The following is a 14,491-nucleotide window of genomic DNA, read 5'->3' as shown; positions in this document are numbered from 1 at the left end:
TTTTTATTGACAACAGGATGATAGTGACATATAATCCTTATTAAGAACTAATCCTAATAAGGAGGATGAATGACAAGAAGGAGAAATACCATTCAAAAAGATCTCGTAAGAAATACCGTATACGAAATGAGAAGACACGTTACGGCAAATGAAGTGTATGAATTTATAAAAGAAGCATATCCATCAATTGGAAAAGGAACTGTATATAGAAATCTTGATATATTGGTAGAGGAAGGTGCATTAAGAAAGGTTGAAGTTCTGAATGGACCGAACCGATTTGATTTTACATTGAAAAATCATTACCATGTAAGATGTATAAAGTGCGGTGAAATTTTTGATGTGGATATGGATCAAATACCGGATTTGCTGGAAAGAATTCATAACACTCATGGAATTGAATTTGTGGATTACGATATTTCATTTAAAGGCATTTGCCCGAAATGCAGGGAGAAGGTAAAGGAGGAACAGCATGGATAGGAAAGCAATGTATAAGTTGAGTTATGGACTGTTTATATTGACCGCTAAAGAAGCAGAAAAAGATAACGGATGCATCATTAATACAGCCATTCAGGCAGCTTCGGAACCAAACCAGCTAAGTATCTGTGTAAATAAGTCAAATTATACGCATGATATGATTCAAAGAACCGGAAAATTTACTGTATCAGTCTTAAGTCAGAAGGCACAATTTGAATTGTTCAAACATTTTGGCTTCCAATCAGGAAGAGATACCAATAAGTTTGGAACATTTGAGCAGTGTGCCAGGGGCACGAATGGTATTTATTATATTACAGAAGGTACAAATGCATACATTTCTGTGACAGTTACTAAAACAGAGGACTTGGGTTCACATACGATGTTTATTGGTGAGATAACCGATATGGAAGTTTTAAGCAATGTTCCTTCAGTAACATATGATTATTATCAGAATAATATTAAGCCTAAGCCACAGGAGGTTGGAAAAACAGAGGATGGTCAGACAATATGGCGTTGCAGAATTTGCGGATATGAATATGTAGGCGAGAAATTACCGGATGACTTTATATGTCCTTTGTGCAAGCACCCGGCATCAGATTTTGAAAAAGTAGTAAAGAAAACGGAGGCAAAAGAGATGGCAGAAAACAAATATGCAGGAACACAGACAGAGAAGAATTTACAGGAGGCATTTGCAGGGGAATCACAGGCAAGAAATAAGTATACCTATTTTGCATCTGTAGCGAAAAAGGAAGGTTACGAGCAGATGTCAGCATTGTTTTTAAAGACTGCAGATAATGAGAAAGAACATGCAAAGATGTGGTTCAAGGAATTAGCAGGAATTGGTGATACAAAGGAAAACCTGGCGGCAGCGGCAGAAGGCGAAAATTATGAGTGGACAGATATGTATAATGGCTTTGCTAAAACAGCTGAGGAAGAAGGATTCCCTGAGCTTGCAGCAAAATTCAGGGCAGTAGGTGAGATTGAGAAGCACCATGAGGAAAGATATCGTGCACTTCTTAAGAATATTGAAACTGCACAAGTATTTGAAAAGAGCGAAGTTAAGGTATGGGAATGCCGTAACTGCGGACATATTGTGGTAGGAACTAAGGCACCTGAAGTATGTCCGGTATGTAATCATCCACAGAGCTATTTTGAAGTACATGAAGAGAATTATTAAGGAGATGAGATTATTACGAAGAAGAAAGTGATTAATTCAAAAAAAGCAGTAATGATAGGCTGTGGCTTTGTTGGTTCTGCATCGGTATTTGCTCTGATGCAGAGTGGCTTGTTTACAGAGATTGTCCTTATCGATGCAGATAAGAACAAGGCAGAAGGAGAAGCGATGGATATCAGTCATGGTATTCCATTTGCGAGTCCGATGAAAATATATGCCGGAGATTATGATGATGTGGCTGATGCTGCAATTGTTGTCATATCTGCCGGAGCGGGACAGAAACCGGGAGAGACAAGGCTTGATCTCGTAAATAAAAATGTAGCAATATTTAAGTCAATCATTCCTGAAATAGCAAAGAGAAATTTTGCAGGTATCATGCTTGTAGTTGCGAATCCGGTAGATATCCTGACTCAGGTAGCCATAAAGTTATCAGGACTTCCAGAAAACAGGGTTATTGGATCGGGTACTGTGTTAGATAGTGCCAGATTAAGATATAAGCTTGGTGAGCATTTATCTGTGGACAGCAGGAGTGTTCATGCATTTATAATAGGTGAGCATGGAGACAGCGAAGTTGTAGCATGGTCATCAGCCAATGTATCTGGTGTTCCATTAAGTGAAATGTGTGAAATGCGTGGACATTACAAGCACAGGGAAAACACGGCAGAAATAGCTACAGAAGTCAAGAACAGTGCTTATGCGATTATAAACAAAAAGCACGCTACATATTATGGAATTGCAATGTCTGTAAAAAGAATCTGCGAAGTGATTATGAGAGATGAAAAATCAATACTTCCTGTATCACACATGATTCATGGAGTATATGACATTGACGGAGTATCGTTAAGTATGCCAGCTATTGTAGGTGCAGATGGTATTGAGTCTGATATACCTATTAATTTAAGTGGCGAGGAAGCGTTAAAGCTTAAGGAATCTGCAGATTCATTGAAAAAGATTATGGAGACAATTGAATTATAAATTTTACACATGGAAGGGGAAAAAGTCATGGAAGTAAGGTATTATATTTGTAAGCATTGTGGAAACATTGTTGAAAAGGTAAAGGATAAGGGTGTACCTGTAATTTGTTGCGGAGAACCTATGCAGGAATTAAAAGCCGGAGTGACAGATGCTGCTGTCGAGAAGCATGTACCTGTATATACGATAGAAGGCAGTCATGTTCATGTCGTGGTCGGGGAGACAAAACATCCAATGCTTGAAGAGCATTTCATTGAGTGGATTACATTAAATACAAACCAGGGAATATATAGAAAACAGTTAAATCCAGGGCAGGATCCGGCAGCAGATTTTAGTCTTTGCGATGGTGAACAGGTAGAAGAAGTATATGCATATTGTAACCTGCATGGATTATGGAAATGCTAAAAGCATTTATACATATTAAGGTTACAGAACAACACAATGATGAGGTAGAAGATCAAGATGAACAGATTATGGGAACTTTAAAATATCTCACATAGCGGTTAGTTAATCACATTCTGTATGTCGATGGTCAAATTCCAAAAGGCTGATATAGTAAGAAAGGCTGTTATTTTTTAGAGAGTAGCAGCTTTTTTTATTTTGAATATAAAATATGACACATACACTTGACAATATGCATACATGGATGAAATAGGACATTTCTTACTAAAACAGTATGTTTATGGTATACTAGCTAGTAGTAATGCAGTTTCAACCGATATTACATATTATTATAAACAACAGCGTTAGAGCATTTATGTGATTGAAACATAGATGCTCTTTTTTGTGCCAGTTGGGCAATGGATATGAATGTAACTTTAGGACATTTTGTCCAGAAGTTCAGATAGAGGAAATCAAGGAGGAACACGAGATGTGCATTAAAATGTGTATCTTATGGGTGAGAGCACCCACAGACAGAAGCAGCAGGAAAATATATAACAGGAGGACAGAACAATGGTCGATGAATTGACGCAGGAGTCGTTCCAGACAGGAAAGGCGATTGTGACTGTCAGCGTAGATCTGATTACTGCTATTGCGGATGCGTGTAAGCGGTCTGAACAGCAGAATCCAGGTATGAGCGAGAAACAGAAGCGGCAAGGTTGTCGATAAGGTAATGTCGAATTATAAGGAAACGCATGGCTCATTAAAGGGATTCAACAGAGAGGGCAAAGATGTCACGCATATTGATGTGAATGATGAGCGAACAGCGGAGCTTTTGGAGAAAACCTGTAAGAAAAGTCATATTCCAATGGATATGAAAGAAGTAACGAGAGCGGATGGTTCCATCACGCATACTGCATTCTGTGAAGTGAAAAGCATAGACCAGATGGCAGCATTACTGAAGATGGCTTCCGAACAGGTACTTGAGGAGCAGAAGAAAATGACCAAGACACTTGTACTTTACGATGATAAGGGCAAGGAGGTTATGTCGGCTGACTTTGTAAATAATGGTGAGATAAATATGGACGATGTGGAAACACTGTCAAGATTCTCTCCATATTTTAGGTGCCGGCAAATGCAAAGCACCCGATATTATTTGATATATGCTGTGCGCCATAAATGTGACCAAAGTAAGCCCGAAGCATTTACATTATACTAAATAAATTAGAAAAATGTGACAAAAAGTCATGTAAGTATTGCCTAAGTATTTTCCGGGATATTTTATAATAAATTTATGGGTGGCGGTCTGTTAATAATCACTTTGATATTTTATAATGTAAGCATTGGTTGTAATTTAGTTGATCATGCAAAGGAGCTTGCAAAGCGGAGGGGGTGCAAGGCCGTCACCCTTGATTCCGGTCTTCCGCGGACAGGGGCACATGGCTTCTACGAACACTATGGATTTGAAAAGAGCTGTTATGGCTTTGAACTGATGATATAAATTATCTGAGGAGATTGGAAAGGAGACAAAATATGTGTACAGCGGCGACATATAAGACAAAGGATTTCTATTTTGGAAGAACGCTGGATTATGAATTCTCGTACGGCGATGAGATCACCGTGACTCCGAGAAATTATCCGTTTGAATTCAGATATATGGGCAGGACGGCACAGAACTTGCCAGATATCCGTTGCTGCAGGGGGAGAACATCAACTGGCAGAACTAAGTATCTGCTGCCCCTGGGACCCGGGAAATACCAGGAAATAACTTGGCGTTTTTATCTTTTTTTCTGCATTTTGTGAAAAATTTGTGCTGTTTTATGTAATGGTGGAGCCGGCAACTGCATGGTGCCAGTAGACATCGCAGAGCCAGTAGTCTGGATGATGACAGTGGTTGCACAAACATAGAAAAGTAGATTATAATATCGGAAAAGGGCGTTGCCAGTGGCAATGTACGGAAGCCAGAGTTATATCTGTGATAAAGGAGAAAGGACGAGATATGGGCAAGTCAAAGGTTACAATAAAAGAGATTGCGGATATGGCAGGGGTGTCCATAGCTACAGTTTCCCATGTTATCAACAGGACAAGGTATGTAAGACCTGAGCTTGTGGATAAGATAGAGAAGATTATTGTAGAGACGGGATATCAGAATAAGATAGCAGATAAGGAGAGAAAACTGCTGGTTGGCCGAGAGTCTACGATCGTTGCAGTCATTCCGAACATTGAAAGTACGATATACAGAGATGTGGTAGCTTATGTGAAGCAGCTTGTCAGTGTACAGGGATATCAGTTCCTTGTGGCGATAACAGACAATGATCTTAAGGAGGAGGCACAGGTGCTTGACGGACTTCTGGTCAACAAGAAGGTTGCCGGTATCATACATGCACCGGTGAGTGATGTGGCAACCAACTACACAAAGCTTATACAGTCAGGCGTTCCATTTGTCTGCGTGGAGAGAAATATACTTGGATCAGGGATAGACTCAGTTGAGTTCCGAGACAGGGAGGCTATATTTAAGGGCGCAGATTATCTGCTCGCGAGTGGACACAAGAATGTTTTGTTTTTCAGAGAGAGTACGGACAGTACCACCAGGGATGAGAGAACAAAAGGTTTCCTGAGTGCTCTGCGGAAATACAATATAAATACAAACGATGCGAATATAGTGGATGTGACACTGGAAAATGGCGAAGATGACTGTATGCTCGTCATCCAGAAGGCGCTCCGCAGATACAGGCCGACCGCAGTTCTTGCGGGGGGCAACAGAATAACGCTCTACCTCATGAAGACACTGAGAGATATGGGAATCGACTGTCCGGGAGAGATATCTGTGGTTGGGTTTGGTGATGAGAGCTGGTCAGAACTTACATATCCTCCGCTTACCATAATCAGAAGAGATGTGAAGGGGTTAAGCACCAAGGCAGTTGGAATGCTTTTTGAGAAAATCAACACAGGGGCGGTCATATCCCATGACTGCTATGCCGATGTGGAACTGGTTGTCAGGAAATCCACCAAGATGCTGGATAATGGACCATTTGGAGATAAGGCAGCTGCCCCTGATTCCGTGGTGCTGACGAAGGAGGAAAAACAGAGGCTGAAGGCAGGACATTTCAGAGTTGCCATATCATTCCATTACACAGGTACGTCATGGGCTGAGCTTCATGAGAAGGGTATCCGTGAGGAGCTTGAGCAGTTCGGGATAGACGTGGTGTCGGTTATGGATGCGCACTTTGACTCGGAACTGCAGAATGCGCAGCTTGATGGAATAAGACTTCAGAAGCCGGACGCAGTTATAGCTATTCCGGCGGATGACAGCCGTACCAGAGAGAAGTTTCAGGAACTTTCCAAAGTGTCAAAGCTGGTGTTCATAAGCAATGTTCCGGATGGCATGTCCAAGAACAGCTATGTGTCCTGTGTATCAGTAAATGAGTCGGAGAATGGAACGAACACGGGAAGAATGCTGGGGGAATACTGCAAGGAGAACAAGAAAAAAAAGGCAGGTTTCATTATTCATGGTGCGGCATTCTATGGAACAAGAGTCAGGGATAACGCCGCTGAGAGGATAATCAAGGACAGTTATCCTGATATTGACATAGTTACGATCAGGAGTTTTGGAGAGATATCCAATGCATATCAGGTAGCCCAGGACGTGATAACTGCCAATCCTGAAATTGAGGCAATGTATGTGAGCTGGGATCGCCCGGCACTTCTGGTTATAAAGGCACTCAAGGAGCTTGGCAGGGAGGATGTGGCGGTGTTCACCACGGACCTTGATCATGGAATTGCCAGGTGCATGGAGGAAGGAATCGTCAAGGGACTCAGCACGCAGAGACCATACGAGCAGGGAAGAGCGGCCGCGGCAGTTGTTGCCAAGTCCCTGGTAAGTGAAGAACAGCTTCCAAAGTATGTGGGAGTTCAGCCGTATCAGGTTGAGCCAAAACAGCTCAGGCTTGCATGGAAGGAAATCTTCCATGAGTCCATGCCGGACAGATTGAGGTGATATGACATCTTTAGTTAGTCCGTGCCGGACAGATTGAGGTGATATGACATCTTTAGTTAGCCTGTGTCGGACAGAGTTAGAAACTGTATCTTTTTATCTAAAAAAGAATCCGTTAGAGAGAAAATTGTATCTTTCTGGCGGATTTTTTGCGTTTATACACAAGAGACAAGGTGACAAGTAACGGGTGCCAATCATACACTACAAATCCCATAAGTATGACATCTGGCAAAATATTTACGTAAAAAAACTATAAAAGACCTGCGAACCCTATAATGCAATCGAGCTTCATTTGTGCAAAATGACGAATAAACAATAAATAAAACACTTGATATTGACAATAACCGACAAAGGTTATATCATCAAAACATGCAAGGGACGAAAAACAGTTTAAAAATTACGTAAATAAACCGGTTAAAAACAGTTTTTCGACAACGAGTTAGCAAAGAAAACACATGATAGTGGAGGTAAAAATTATGAGAAAATTTAAAAAGTTATTAGCAGTTGGAGCATGCCTGTGCATGTCACTCAGTTTACTGGCAGGTTGTGGATCAGGATCAGGAAACGCTTCGGGCAGCGGTTCATCTGATTCAGGTACAAAGCAGGAGAGCACAAAGTCATCTGACCTGTCATTTGCATTTTGTACAAACACACTCAACAATACATTCCAGAGTTCAATTGATGCCAAGCTCAAGGAGCTCTGCGATGCGAACGGAATATCATATACATGTCTTGATCCTGACTACGATCTGAACACACAGCTCAGCCAGTTATCAGACGTGGCAAATAGTGGATACGACGCAGTGTTCATCATCCCGGTTGATTCAGCAGGTATCACATCAGGTCTTGCAGAGATCAAGGATGCAGGAATCCCAATCTTCAATGTAGATACAGCAGTTATCGAGGATGACATAGAGAACTTCGTAACACAGTTCGTTGGAACAAATGCTTACATGGCAGGACAGCTTGTCGGTGAGCAGATGGCTAAGGATTATCCGGACGGAGCAGACATTGCGATCCTTGACTTCCCATCAAATGAGAGTTGTGTAGACCGTGTAAATGGTTTCCTTGACGGACTCGGTGATAACAAGGATAAGTTCAACATCGTAGCACAGCAGGATGGCGAGGCAGCACTTGATGCATCAATGAGCCTTGCAGAGGATATCATCACAGCAAACACAGATCTTCAGGCATTCTTCTGTATCAATGATCCTTCAGCACTTGGCGCTGCAGCAGCAGTTAAGGCAGCCAACAAGACAGGCCAGATTGGTGTATACAGTATCGATGCTTCACCAGATGGCAAGCAGGCACTCCTCGACGGCGAGTTCACAGCAGTTGCATGTCAGGTTCCTGTACAGATTGCTGAGTACGCATTCAACGCAGCACAGAAGTATGTGGGCGGAGATACAACGATCGACGAGAAGAAGGTATATCTTGACTCACACCTCGTACTCAAGGATGAGGCTGAGCAGACAGTTAACGATTGGCAGTAAGGCCGGATCGAAGCCGGCAGTAACAGCACGGGGCTGCCCCCGGCTGGACATACATGACACAACATAGGTGTATATAACACGGGAGAGACCGGGGATCTTAGATCTCCGGCCGAGATCCCGAAAAAGCAGGATAACAAAAGATCTATTTTAGAAACTTGGAGGTTTAATATGGGACAGACAGTTCTGGAAATGATAGGGATAAAGAAAAGCTTCTCCGGAATATATGCTTTAAGTGGCATCGACTTTTCCCTTGAGCTGGGAGAGGTACATGCACTGCTCGGTGAGAATGGTGCAGGAAAGTCCACACTGATTAAGGTCCTCGGCGGAATTTACCAGCCCGACAGCGGAATCATCAAGGTAAATGGCAAGGAGGTCAAGATCAACGGAGTTCCGGCTGCCAGAGAAAATGGTATAGGAATAATACATCAGGAAATCGTACTTGTTCCATATCTTTCGGTGGCACAGAATCTGTTTCTCGGCAGAGAGATAAGGACAAAGCTTGGAACGCTGGACTTTGCAGAGATGAACAGAAGAGCAGAGGAGATGATATCGTCCCTCGGTGTGAATATAAAAGCAGACACGATAGTAGAGAATCTGACCATCGCACAGCAGCAGATGGTGGAGATCGTCAAGGCGGTCTCATTCAACGGTAAGATCATAGTTATGGATGAGCCTACCTCATCACTCTCAAATGAAGAGGTGGAGCAGTTATTTGAGATCATTGAGAATCTCAGAAAGAAACAGGTAAGTATAATCTACATCTCCCACAGAATGGAGGAGCTCTTCAGGATATCTGACAGAGTTACCGTCATCAGGGATGGTGCATACGTAGGAACAAAAAAGACATCTGAGACCAACCCGAATGAGCTGGTTGCGATGATGGTAGGAAGAGATCTGGAGAGCTTCTATGCCAGGGATTACTGTGACATGGACAAGGCAGAGGTTGCTCTGGAGGTAAAGAACCTTTCGCAGACAGGTGTCTTTGAAGATATAAGTTTTTCGGTACACAAGGGTGAGATCCTGGGATTCTCAGGTCTGGTCGGTGCCGGACGAAGCGAGATCATGGAGGCGGTATTTGGTGCCACACAGCCTACATCAGGCGAGGTGATACTCGGCGGAAAGCTGGTACACTTCAAGAATCCGATGCAGGCGATTAAGTCAGGCGTAGCCCTGGTTCCTGAGGACAGAAAGAAGCAGGGACTGGTGCTCGGCAACAGCGTGGCGTTCAACCTTACACTCTCATCCCTCAGATTCTATATGAATGGAATCGCCATAAGCGAGAAAAAGCGCGGTGAGGTCATAGACCATTATTCAAAGCGGTTGCGGATCAAGGCGGCGTCACCTGAGATCGAGGCGGGCAGCCTGTCAGGTGGAAATCAGCAGAAGGTAGTTCTGGGCAAATGGCTTGCAACCAAGCCGGATGTGCTCATTCTGGATGAGCCGACCAGAGGCGTTGATGTAAATGCAAAATTTGAGATATACACAGTAATCAATGAACTGGCAAAGGAAGGCATAGCGATAATCATGGTATCCAGTGAGCTTCCTGAGATCATCAACATGTGCGACAACGTATGTGTGGTCAGAGCCGGAAAACTCGTGAAGAAGCTGTCAAAGGACGAGCTCTCACAGGAAGAGATAATGAAATACGCTGCAGGAGGTATCGAATAATATGGGCGAGACAAAGAAGAATTCAAAAGCAACTTCTATATTAAAAAACAATCCCCTGACATCCATAGTCAAGGGCAACATAGGAATCATAGTGGTTCTGATAATCATGTGTGTGGCCGTAGCACTTGCCACAGACAAGTTTTTAACGACCAACAACATCATATCAGTGCTTAGACAGATATCGATCAACACATACATAGCACTTGGAATGACACTCATAATCATACTTGGTCACATTGACCTGTCAGTTGGATCGATAGTAGCTATGTCGGGAACTCTGACCGTAGGTTTTATAGTTAATCAGGGACTTCCTCTCGGTGTAGCAATAGCAGCAGGCCTTCTGGTCGGCACAGCGGCTGGCTTTGTAAGTGGTTTCATAGTAGCCAATTTCAAGGTGCCTGCATTCATCATCACAATGGCCATGATGAACATAGCAAGTGGTATAGCTTATGTCTACACAGGTGGACAGTCAACACGTATCACAAACAAGCTCTTCATCGAGATCGGTACAGGATATCTGTTCAATGTGATTCCACTTCCGGTAGTGTACATGGTAGTGCTCATCATACTGTTCAGCTTCATCCTCAGTAAGACAAAGTTCGGAACATACGTATACGCGATAGGTGGTAACCGCGAGGCTGCAAGACTTTCAGGTGTACCTATCAAGAAGATAGAGATCATAGTGTTTACAATATCAGGACTTCTCTCAGCATTCGCAGGACTTGTACTCTGTTCAAGAATGTACTCAGGCCAGCCTTCAGTTGGAAGCGGATACGAGCTTGATGCCATCGCGGCCTGTGTACTTGGCGGAACCTCTATGACAGGTGGTAAAGGAAGGATCAGTGGAACAGTATTTGGTGCCATGGTCATCGGAATCATCTCAAATGGTCTTAACCTTATCGGAGTGTCATCATACTGGCAGCTCATCATCAAGGGTCTCATCATCGCATGTGCGGTACTCCTTGATGGACAGAAGGGCAAGCTTGAGCTCCTCAAAAAGAAGAAACTTGCAGCAAACTAGTAGAAAGAGAGGAATGATAATATGGAGATTTTTAGAAAGATGTCCTTCGCGGATTCCACGGGAGATGCAATACCTTTCTACCACGAGGGCAAATATCATATATTCTCACTGACTTCCCCTCCGGGAACAACAGTGTACCCGGCAAGACTCAGAACAACATGGAGCCACAGTGTATCAGATGATCTGGTGCACTGGGAGGAGCTTCCTACAGCGCTCTATCCGGGCGAGGGCGACGAGCCGGATGCATCAGGAGTATGGACTGGATCAGTCATATACGGCGAGGGCAAATACCATGCATTCTATACAGGCTACTGCCTCACCGCAGAGTATCAGCAGACCATATGCCACGCTACAAGTGACGATGGAATCACGTGGGTGAAGGATGCAGCCAATCCGGTCATCACACCTATGATAGAGCTTTACGAGAAGCTTGACTGGAGAGATCCATATGTATTCTACAATGAGGAGGACAAATGTTACTGGATCCTCATATCAGCGAGAAGGTTGGATATGCCGATAACCAGAAGAGGATGTATAGTTCTCTACAGATCAAAGGATCTGGTCAACTGGGAATATTACGGACCGGTATATTCACCGGGACACACCAACTGTCCTGAGTGCCCTGAGATGTACAAGATGGGAGACAATTGGTATCTCTCATACTCAAGATTCTCAGAATATGTAAATACAATATACAGAGTTGCAAAGTCGCCATTTGGCCCATGGAGAAAGCCAAAGAAGGATGGCATAGGCGGAAGAAGATTCTACGCAGCCAAGTCCATGCAGGATGATGACGGCAGACGCTTCTACTTCGGTTGGGCTCACGACAGAGCAGACAGAAGCGACAGAGGTGAATGGTACTGGGGCGGAACCTTCTGCGTGCCGCACGAGGTAGTTGCCACAGCGGATGGAGGACTTGACGTAAAGCTTCCAAAGGAATATGAGCATGTATTTGAGAAGCCTGTGGCATGGGATTACATCCCTGTACTTGGAAATGCAGAGCTTCACGGAGACAGACTGGTTGAGATGGATTCAGTAAGCACATGTACATACGGATTCCTTGGACACAACGAGGAGAGCTACATGCTGAAGTGCAAGATCATGCCTAGAGAGGTGTATGACCATTTCGGTATACTGCTCAAGTCAGACAAGGAAGCAAGCGGATGCCTTCTCCTTGAGTTCGATGTGGCCATGCAGAGAGTGTCATTGGTAAATCTTCCTATGGGAGTTGACCCGTTCTGGGTTCAGTCTTGTCAGGCTGTGCCTCCTGCAACGGAGCCGGGCCCTGATGGAGTCAGAGTGTGCGAGAAGACATTTGACATAACAGAGGGCAGCGAGATAGATGTGAAGATCATCGTTGACCATGATATGGTGGAGGTATTTGTCGGAGAACAGGTGGCATTTACATACAGGATATATGCAAAGCCTGAGTTTGAGACAGGACTTCTGGCACAGGATGCAAGAGTAGAATTCTATGACATAGAGATCACAGGAAAGTAAAATTCACAAGGAGGATCCAACATGGAAAAGAAATATGATGTTGTGGCTCTTGGTGAATTCCTGATAGACTTTACCCCTGCCGGAAGCACTGATTCCGGGATGAAGCTCTTCGAGCAGAATCCCGGAGGCGCTCCGGTAAATATGCTCACGGCAGTCAGCAAGGCCGGACTTAAGACCGCGTTTATAGGAAAGGTCGGGGATGACATGCATGGCAATTTCCTTATTGAGACGGCAAAGCAGGCAGGGATAGATACCAGAGGTATAGTTGTCGATGACACGGTATTTACCACTTTGGCATTTGTCACTCTGGATGAGAACGGAGAGCGTGAATTCTCATTTGCCAGAAAGCCGGGAGCGGACACAATGCTCTGTTACAAGGAAGTGGATGCCGACCTGCTAAGAGACACAAAGGTGTTCCATATAGGTTCGCTGTCTCTCACGGATGAACCGGCCAGAACCACCACATTCCAGGCGGTGAGAGAGGCGAGAAAATACGGAGCGGTGATATCCTATGATCCAAATTACAGAGAGCCGCTGTGGGACAACAGAGAAAATGCGATGGAGAGAATGAAGAGTATTCTCCCGTTTGTAGATATAATGAAGCTTTCGGATGAGGAGACGGCACTCCTCACACCATTTGAAGATCCGAAGGAGGCTGCGGAGTATCTCCTTGGAACAGGCGTCAGACTTGTTGCGGTCACCCTGGGAAGTGAGGGTGTGCTGATATGCAGCAGGGATGGCAGCAGAAAAGTTCCTGGATTTGTCAGCCATGTGGTCGACACAACCGGAGCTGGAGATTCGTTCTGGGGGGCATTTGTATCGCAGCTTATAAGGGCGGACAAGAGCCTGGAGGAATTCAGTATAGACGAGCTTGAAGAATTTGCGAGATATGGAAATGCGGTGGCGAGCCTGTGTGTCGAGAAGCGCGGAGGACTCAGATCGATTCCTGAAGAGAGCGAGACATTTGAGAGACTCGCAGTAAAGTAAGTGTACTACAATTTTTCACATAAAATTTTCCCTTAACCCTGAAGACCGGAGAGTTTCCGGTCTTCTTTTTTGTACAATCTAACATTTGGACAGTATAATCATTCAAAAGTGCATTGACTCATAATTCCATTTCCTATAATATGTGGTTGGTGAACAAAAAAATAATCATTGGTCCTGTGTCAAGATTTAGCACAAAATAAAATGAGAAGTTCTGCCAACTAAGCTGCCGGCAGAGAACATACCCTCTCATACATTTTTTCAAAGTCATTGCGAATAAGGCTTTTCTTAAGTGGGTGAAGGCTGATAAGAATGATTTAGATGGAGAAATAATAATGCAGATATTTGTTGATGCAGATGCGTGTCCGGTAGTGGACATTGTTGAGACGATCGCAGAAAAATATAATATACCAACTACACTTTTGTGTGACACGAACCATGTGCTGTATTCTGATTACAGTGAAGTTATAGTGGTTGGTGCCGGTGCGGATGCAGTAGATTATAAGCTGATCAGCATATGCCATAAAGGGGATATCGTAGTGTCACAGGATTATGGCGTTGCTGCTATGGCACTTGGTAAAGGGGCATATGCCATTCATCAATCCGGTAAGTGGTATACAAATGAAAATATTGACCAGATGCTGATGGAACGGCATCTTAACAAGAAAGCAAGGCGAAGTTCTCATAAGCATCATATGAAAGGACCGAGAAAACGTACAGAAGATGATGATTTACGTTTTGCTCAATCCTTTGAAAAACTCATACGGATGGCAAAGGCAAATGAAGGCAGTTCGAAGGAAAATGATGAACAAAGAAAATAGTTGCATGGC

At 43.8% G+C, this 14,491-nt stretch carries 14 protein-coding genes and 1 pseudogene; all 15 read left to right on the top strand.

Annotation, left to right across the window (positions count from 1 at the left end):
- The first annotated feature begins 69 nt into the window (after positions 1–69).
- The 15 genes and pseudogenes from DWY07_RS10605 to DWY07_RS10535 all read left to right on the top strand — a co-directional run bounded on the left by DWY07_RS10605 (position 70) and on the right by DWY07_RS10535 (position 14,482).
- A complete protein-coding gene (locus DWY07_RS10605) occupies positions 70–477 on the top strand; it encodes a transcriptional repressor (RefSeq protein WP_008402256.1) in 408 nt (135 codons plus the stop codon).
- A complete protein-coding gene (gene rbr / locus DWY07_RS13535; protein ID WP_117823055.1) occupies positions 470–1,651 on the top strand; it encodes a rubrerythrin in 1,182 nt (393 codons plus the stop codon). Before DWY07_RS10605 ends, rbr begins: the two co-directional genes overlap by 8 nt.
- 27 nt (positions 1,652–1,678) lie before the next feature.
- Positions 1,679–2,623: an L-lactate dehydrogenase gene (locus tag DWY07_RS10595; protein ID WP_117823053.1), complete on the top strand. Its 945-nt coding sequence runs from the start codon at positions 1,679–1,681 to the stop codon at positions 2,621–2,623.
- Between the two features lie 27 nt (positions 2,624–2,650).
- Positions 2,651–3,025: a desulfoferrodoxin family protein gene (locus tag DWY07_RS10590; protein WP_117823240.1), complete on the top strand. Its 375-nt coding sequence runs from the start codon at positions 2,651–2,653 to the stop codon at positions 3,023–3,025.
- A 549-nt stretch (positions 3,026–3,574) separates the two neighbouring features.
- Entirely contained in the window at positions 3,575–3,730 is a 156-nt protein-coding gene (locus DWY07_RS13455) for a hypothetical protein (protein ID WP_242997342.1), read from the top strand.
- Positions 3,731–3,734: 4 nt separating this feature from the next.
- Entirely contained in the window at positions 3,735–4,220 is a 486-nt protein-coding gene (locus tag DWY07_RS10580; RefSeq protein WP_242997341.1) for a hypothetical protein, read from the top strand.
- 75 nt (positions 4,221–4,295) lie between these two features.
- Positions 4,296–4,502: a GNAT family N-acetyltransferase gene (locus tag DWY07_RS13530; RefSeq protein ID WP_226801024.1), complete on the top strand. Its 207-nt coding sequence runs from the start codon at positions 4,296–4,298 to the stop codon at positions 4,500–4,502.
- A gap of 32 nt (positions 4,503–4,534) precedes the next feature.
- A pseudogene (locus tag DWY07_RS10570) lies at positions 4,535–4,663 on the top strand (linear amide C-N hydrolase); the annotation flags it as partial.
- 232 nt (positions 4,664–4,895) lie between these two features.
- Positions 4,896–6,998: a LacI family DNA-binding transcriptional regulator gene (locus DWY07_RS10565; protein WP_242997340.1), complete on the top strand. Its 2,103-nt coding sequence runs from the start codon at positions 4,896–4,898 to the stop codon at positions 6,996–6,998.
- A 473-nt stretch (positions 6,999–7,471) separates the two neighbouring features.
- Complete coding sequence (locus DWY07_RS10560; RefSeq protein ID WP_117808616.1) at positions 7,472–8,488, top strand: sugar ABC transporter substrate-binding protein; 1,017 nt, start codon at positions 7,472–7,474, stop codon at positions 8,486–8,488.
- A 168-nt stretch (positions 8,489–8,656) separates the two neighbouring features.
- Complete coding sequence (locus tag DWY07_RS10555) at positions 8,657–10,156, top strand: sugar ABC transporter ATP-binding protein (RefSeq protein WP_008402270.1); 1,500 nt, start codon at positions 8,657–8,659, stop codon at positions 10,154–10,156.
- 1 nt (position 10,157) lies between these two features.
- Positions 10,158–11,177, top strand: a complete 1,020-nt coding sequence (gene rbsC / locus DWY07_RS10550) for a ribose ABC transporter permease (protein ID WP_008402271.1) — start codon at positions 10,158–10,160, stop codon at positions 11,175–11,177.
- Between the two features lie 21 nt (positions 11,178–11,198).
- The gene (locus DWY07_RS10545; RefSeq protein ID WP_117823047.1) at positions 11,199–12,677 is read left to right on the top strand and encodes a glycoside hydrolase family 32 protein; all 1,479 of its coding nucleotides are present in this window, start codon (positions 11,199–11,201) and stop codon (positions 12,675–12,677) included.
- Positions 12,678–12,698: 21 nt separating this feature from the next.
- Positions 12,699–13,664 (top strand): carbohydrate kinase, encoded by a 966-nt coding sequence (locus tag DWY07_RS10540; protein WP_117808615.1) that lies wholly within the window; start codon positions 12,699–12,701, stop codon positions 13,662–13,664.
- A gap of 332 nt (positions 13,665–13,996) precedes the next feature.
- Positions 13,997–14,482, top strand: a complete 486-nt coding sequence (locus tag DWY07_RS10535) for a YaiI/YqxD family protein (protein WP_117808614.1) — start codon at positions 13,997–13,999, stop codon at positions 14,480–14,482.
- Positions 14,483–14,491 lie beyond the last annotated feature (9 nt).

The organism is Clostridium sp. AF23-6LB, from assembly GCF_003461085.1.
Classification (GTDB): Bacteria; Bacillota; Clostridia; order Lachnospirales; family Lachnospiraceae; genus Coprococcus; species Coprococcus ammoniilyticus.
Note: the sequence above shows the minus strand (reverse complement) of the source record. Positions and strands in the feature narration are given on the sequence as shown.

Bases quoted from the DNA above. Each gene is read 5' to 3' on its own strand.
- DWY07_RS10605 (WP_008402256.1), top strand. From the start codon at position 70: ATGACAAGAAGGAGAAATACCATTCAAAAAGATCTCGTAAGAAATACC.
- rbr (WP_117823055.1), top strand. From the start codon at position 470: ATGGATAGGAAAGCAATGTATAAGTTGAGTTATGGACTGTTTATATTG.
- DWY07_RS10590 (WP_117823240.1), top strand. From the start codon at position 2,651: ATGGAAGTAAGGTATTATATTTGTAAGCATTGTGGAAACATTGTTGAA.
- DWY07_RS13455 (WP_242997342.1), top strand. From the start codon at position 3,575: ATGGTCGATGAATTGACGCAGGAGTCGTTCCAGACAGGAAAGGCGATT.
- DWY07_RS10580 (WP_242997341.1), top strand. From the start codon at position 3,735: ATGTCGAATTATAAGGAAACGCATGGCTCATTAAAGGGATTCAACAGA.
- DWY07_RS13530 (WP_226801024.1), top strand. From the start codon at position 4,296: ATGGGTGGCGGTCTGTTAATAATCACTTTGATATTTTATAATGTAAGC.
- DWY07_RS10560 (WP_117808616.1), top strand. From the start codon at position 7,472: ATGAGAAAATTTAAAAAGTTATTAGCAGTTGGAGCATGCCTGTGCATG.
- DWY07_RS10555 (WP_008402270.1), top strand. From the start codon at position 8,657: ATGGGACAGACAGTTCTGGAAATGATAGGGATAAAGAAAAGCTTCTCC.
- rbsC (WP_008402271.1), top strand. From the start codon at position 10,158: ATGGGCGAGACAAAGAAGAATTCAAAAGCAACTTCTATATTAAAAAAC.
- DWY07_RS10545 (WP_117823047.1), top strand. From the start codon at position 11,199: ATGGAGATTTTTAGAAAGATGTCCTTCGCGGATTCCACGGGAGATGCA.
- DWY07_RS10540 (WP_117808615.1), top strand. From the start codon at position 12,699: ATGGAAAAGAAATATGATGTTGTGGCTCTTGGTGAATTCCTGATAGAC.
- DWY07_RS10535 (WP_117808614.1), top strand. From the start codon at position 13,997: ATGCAGATATTTGTTGATGCAGATGCGTGTCCGGTAGTGGACATTGTT.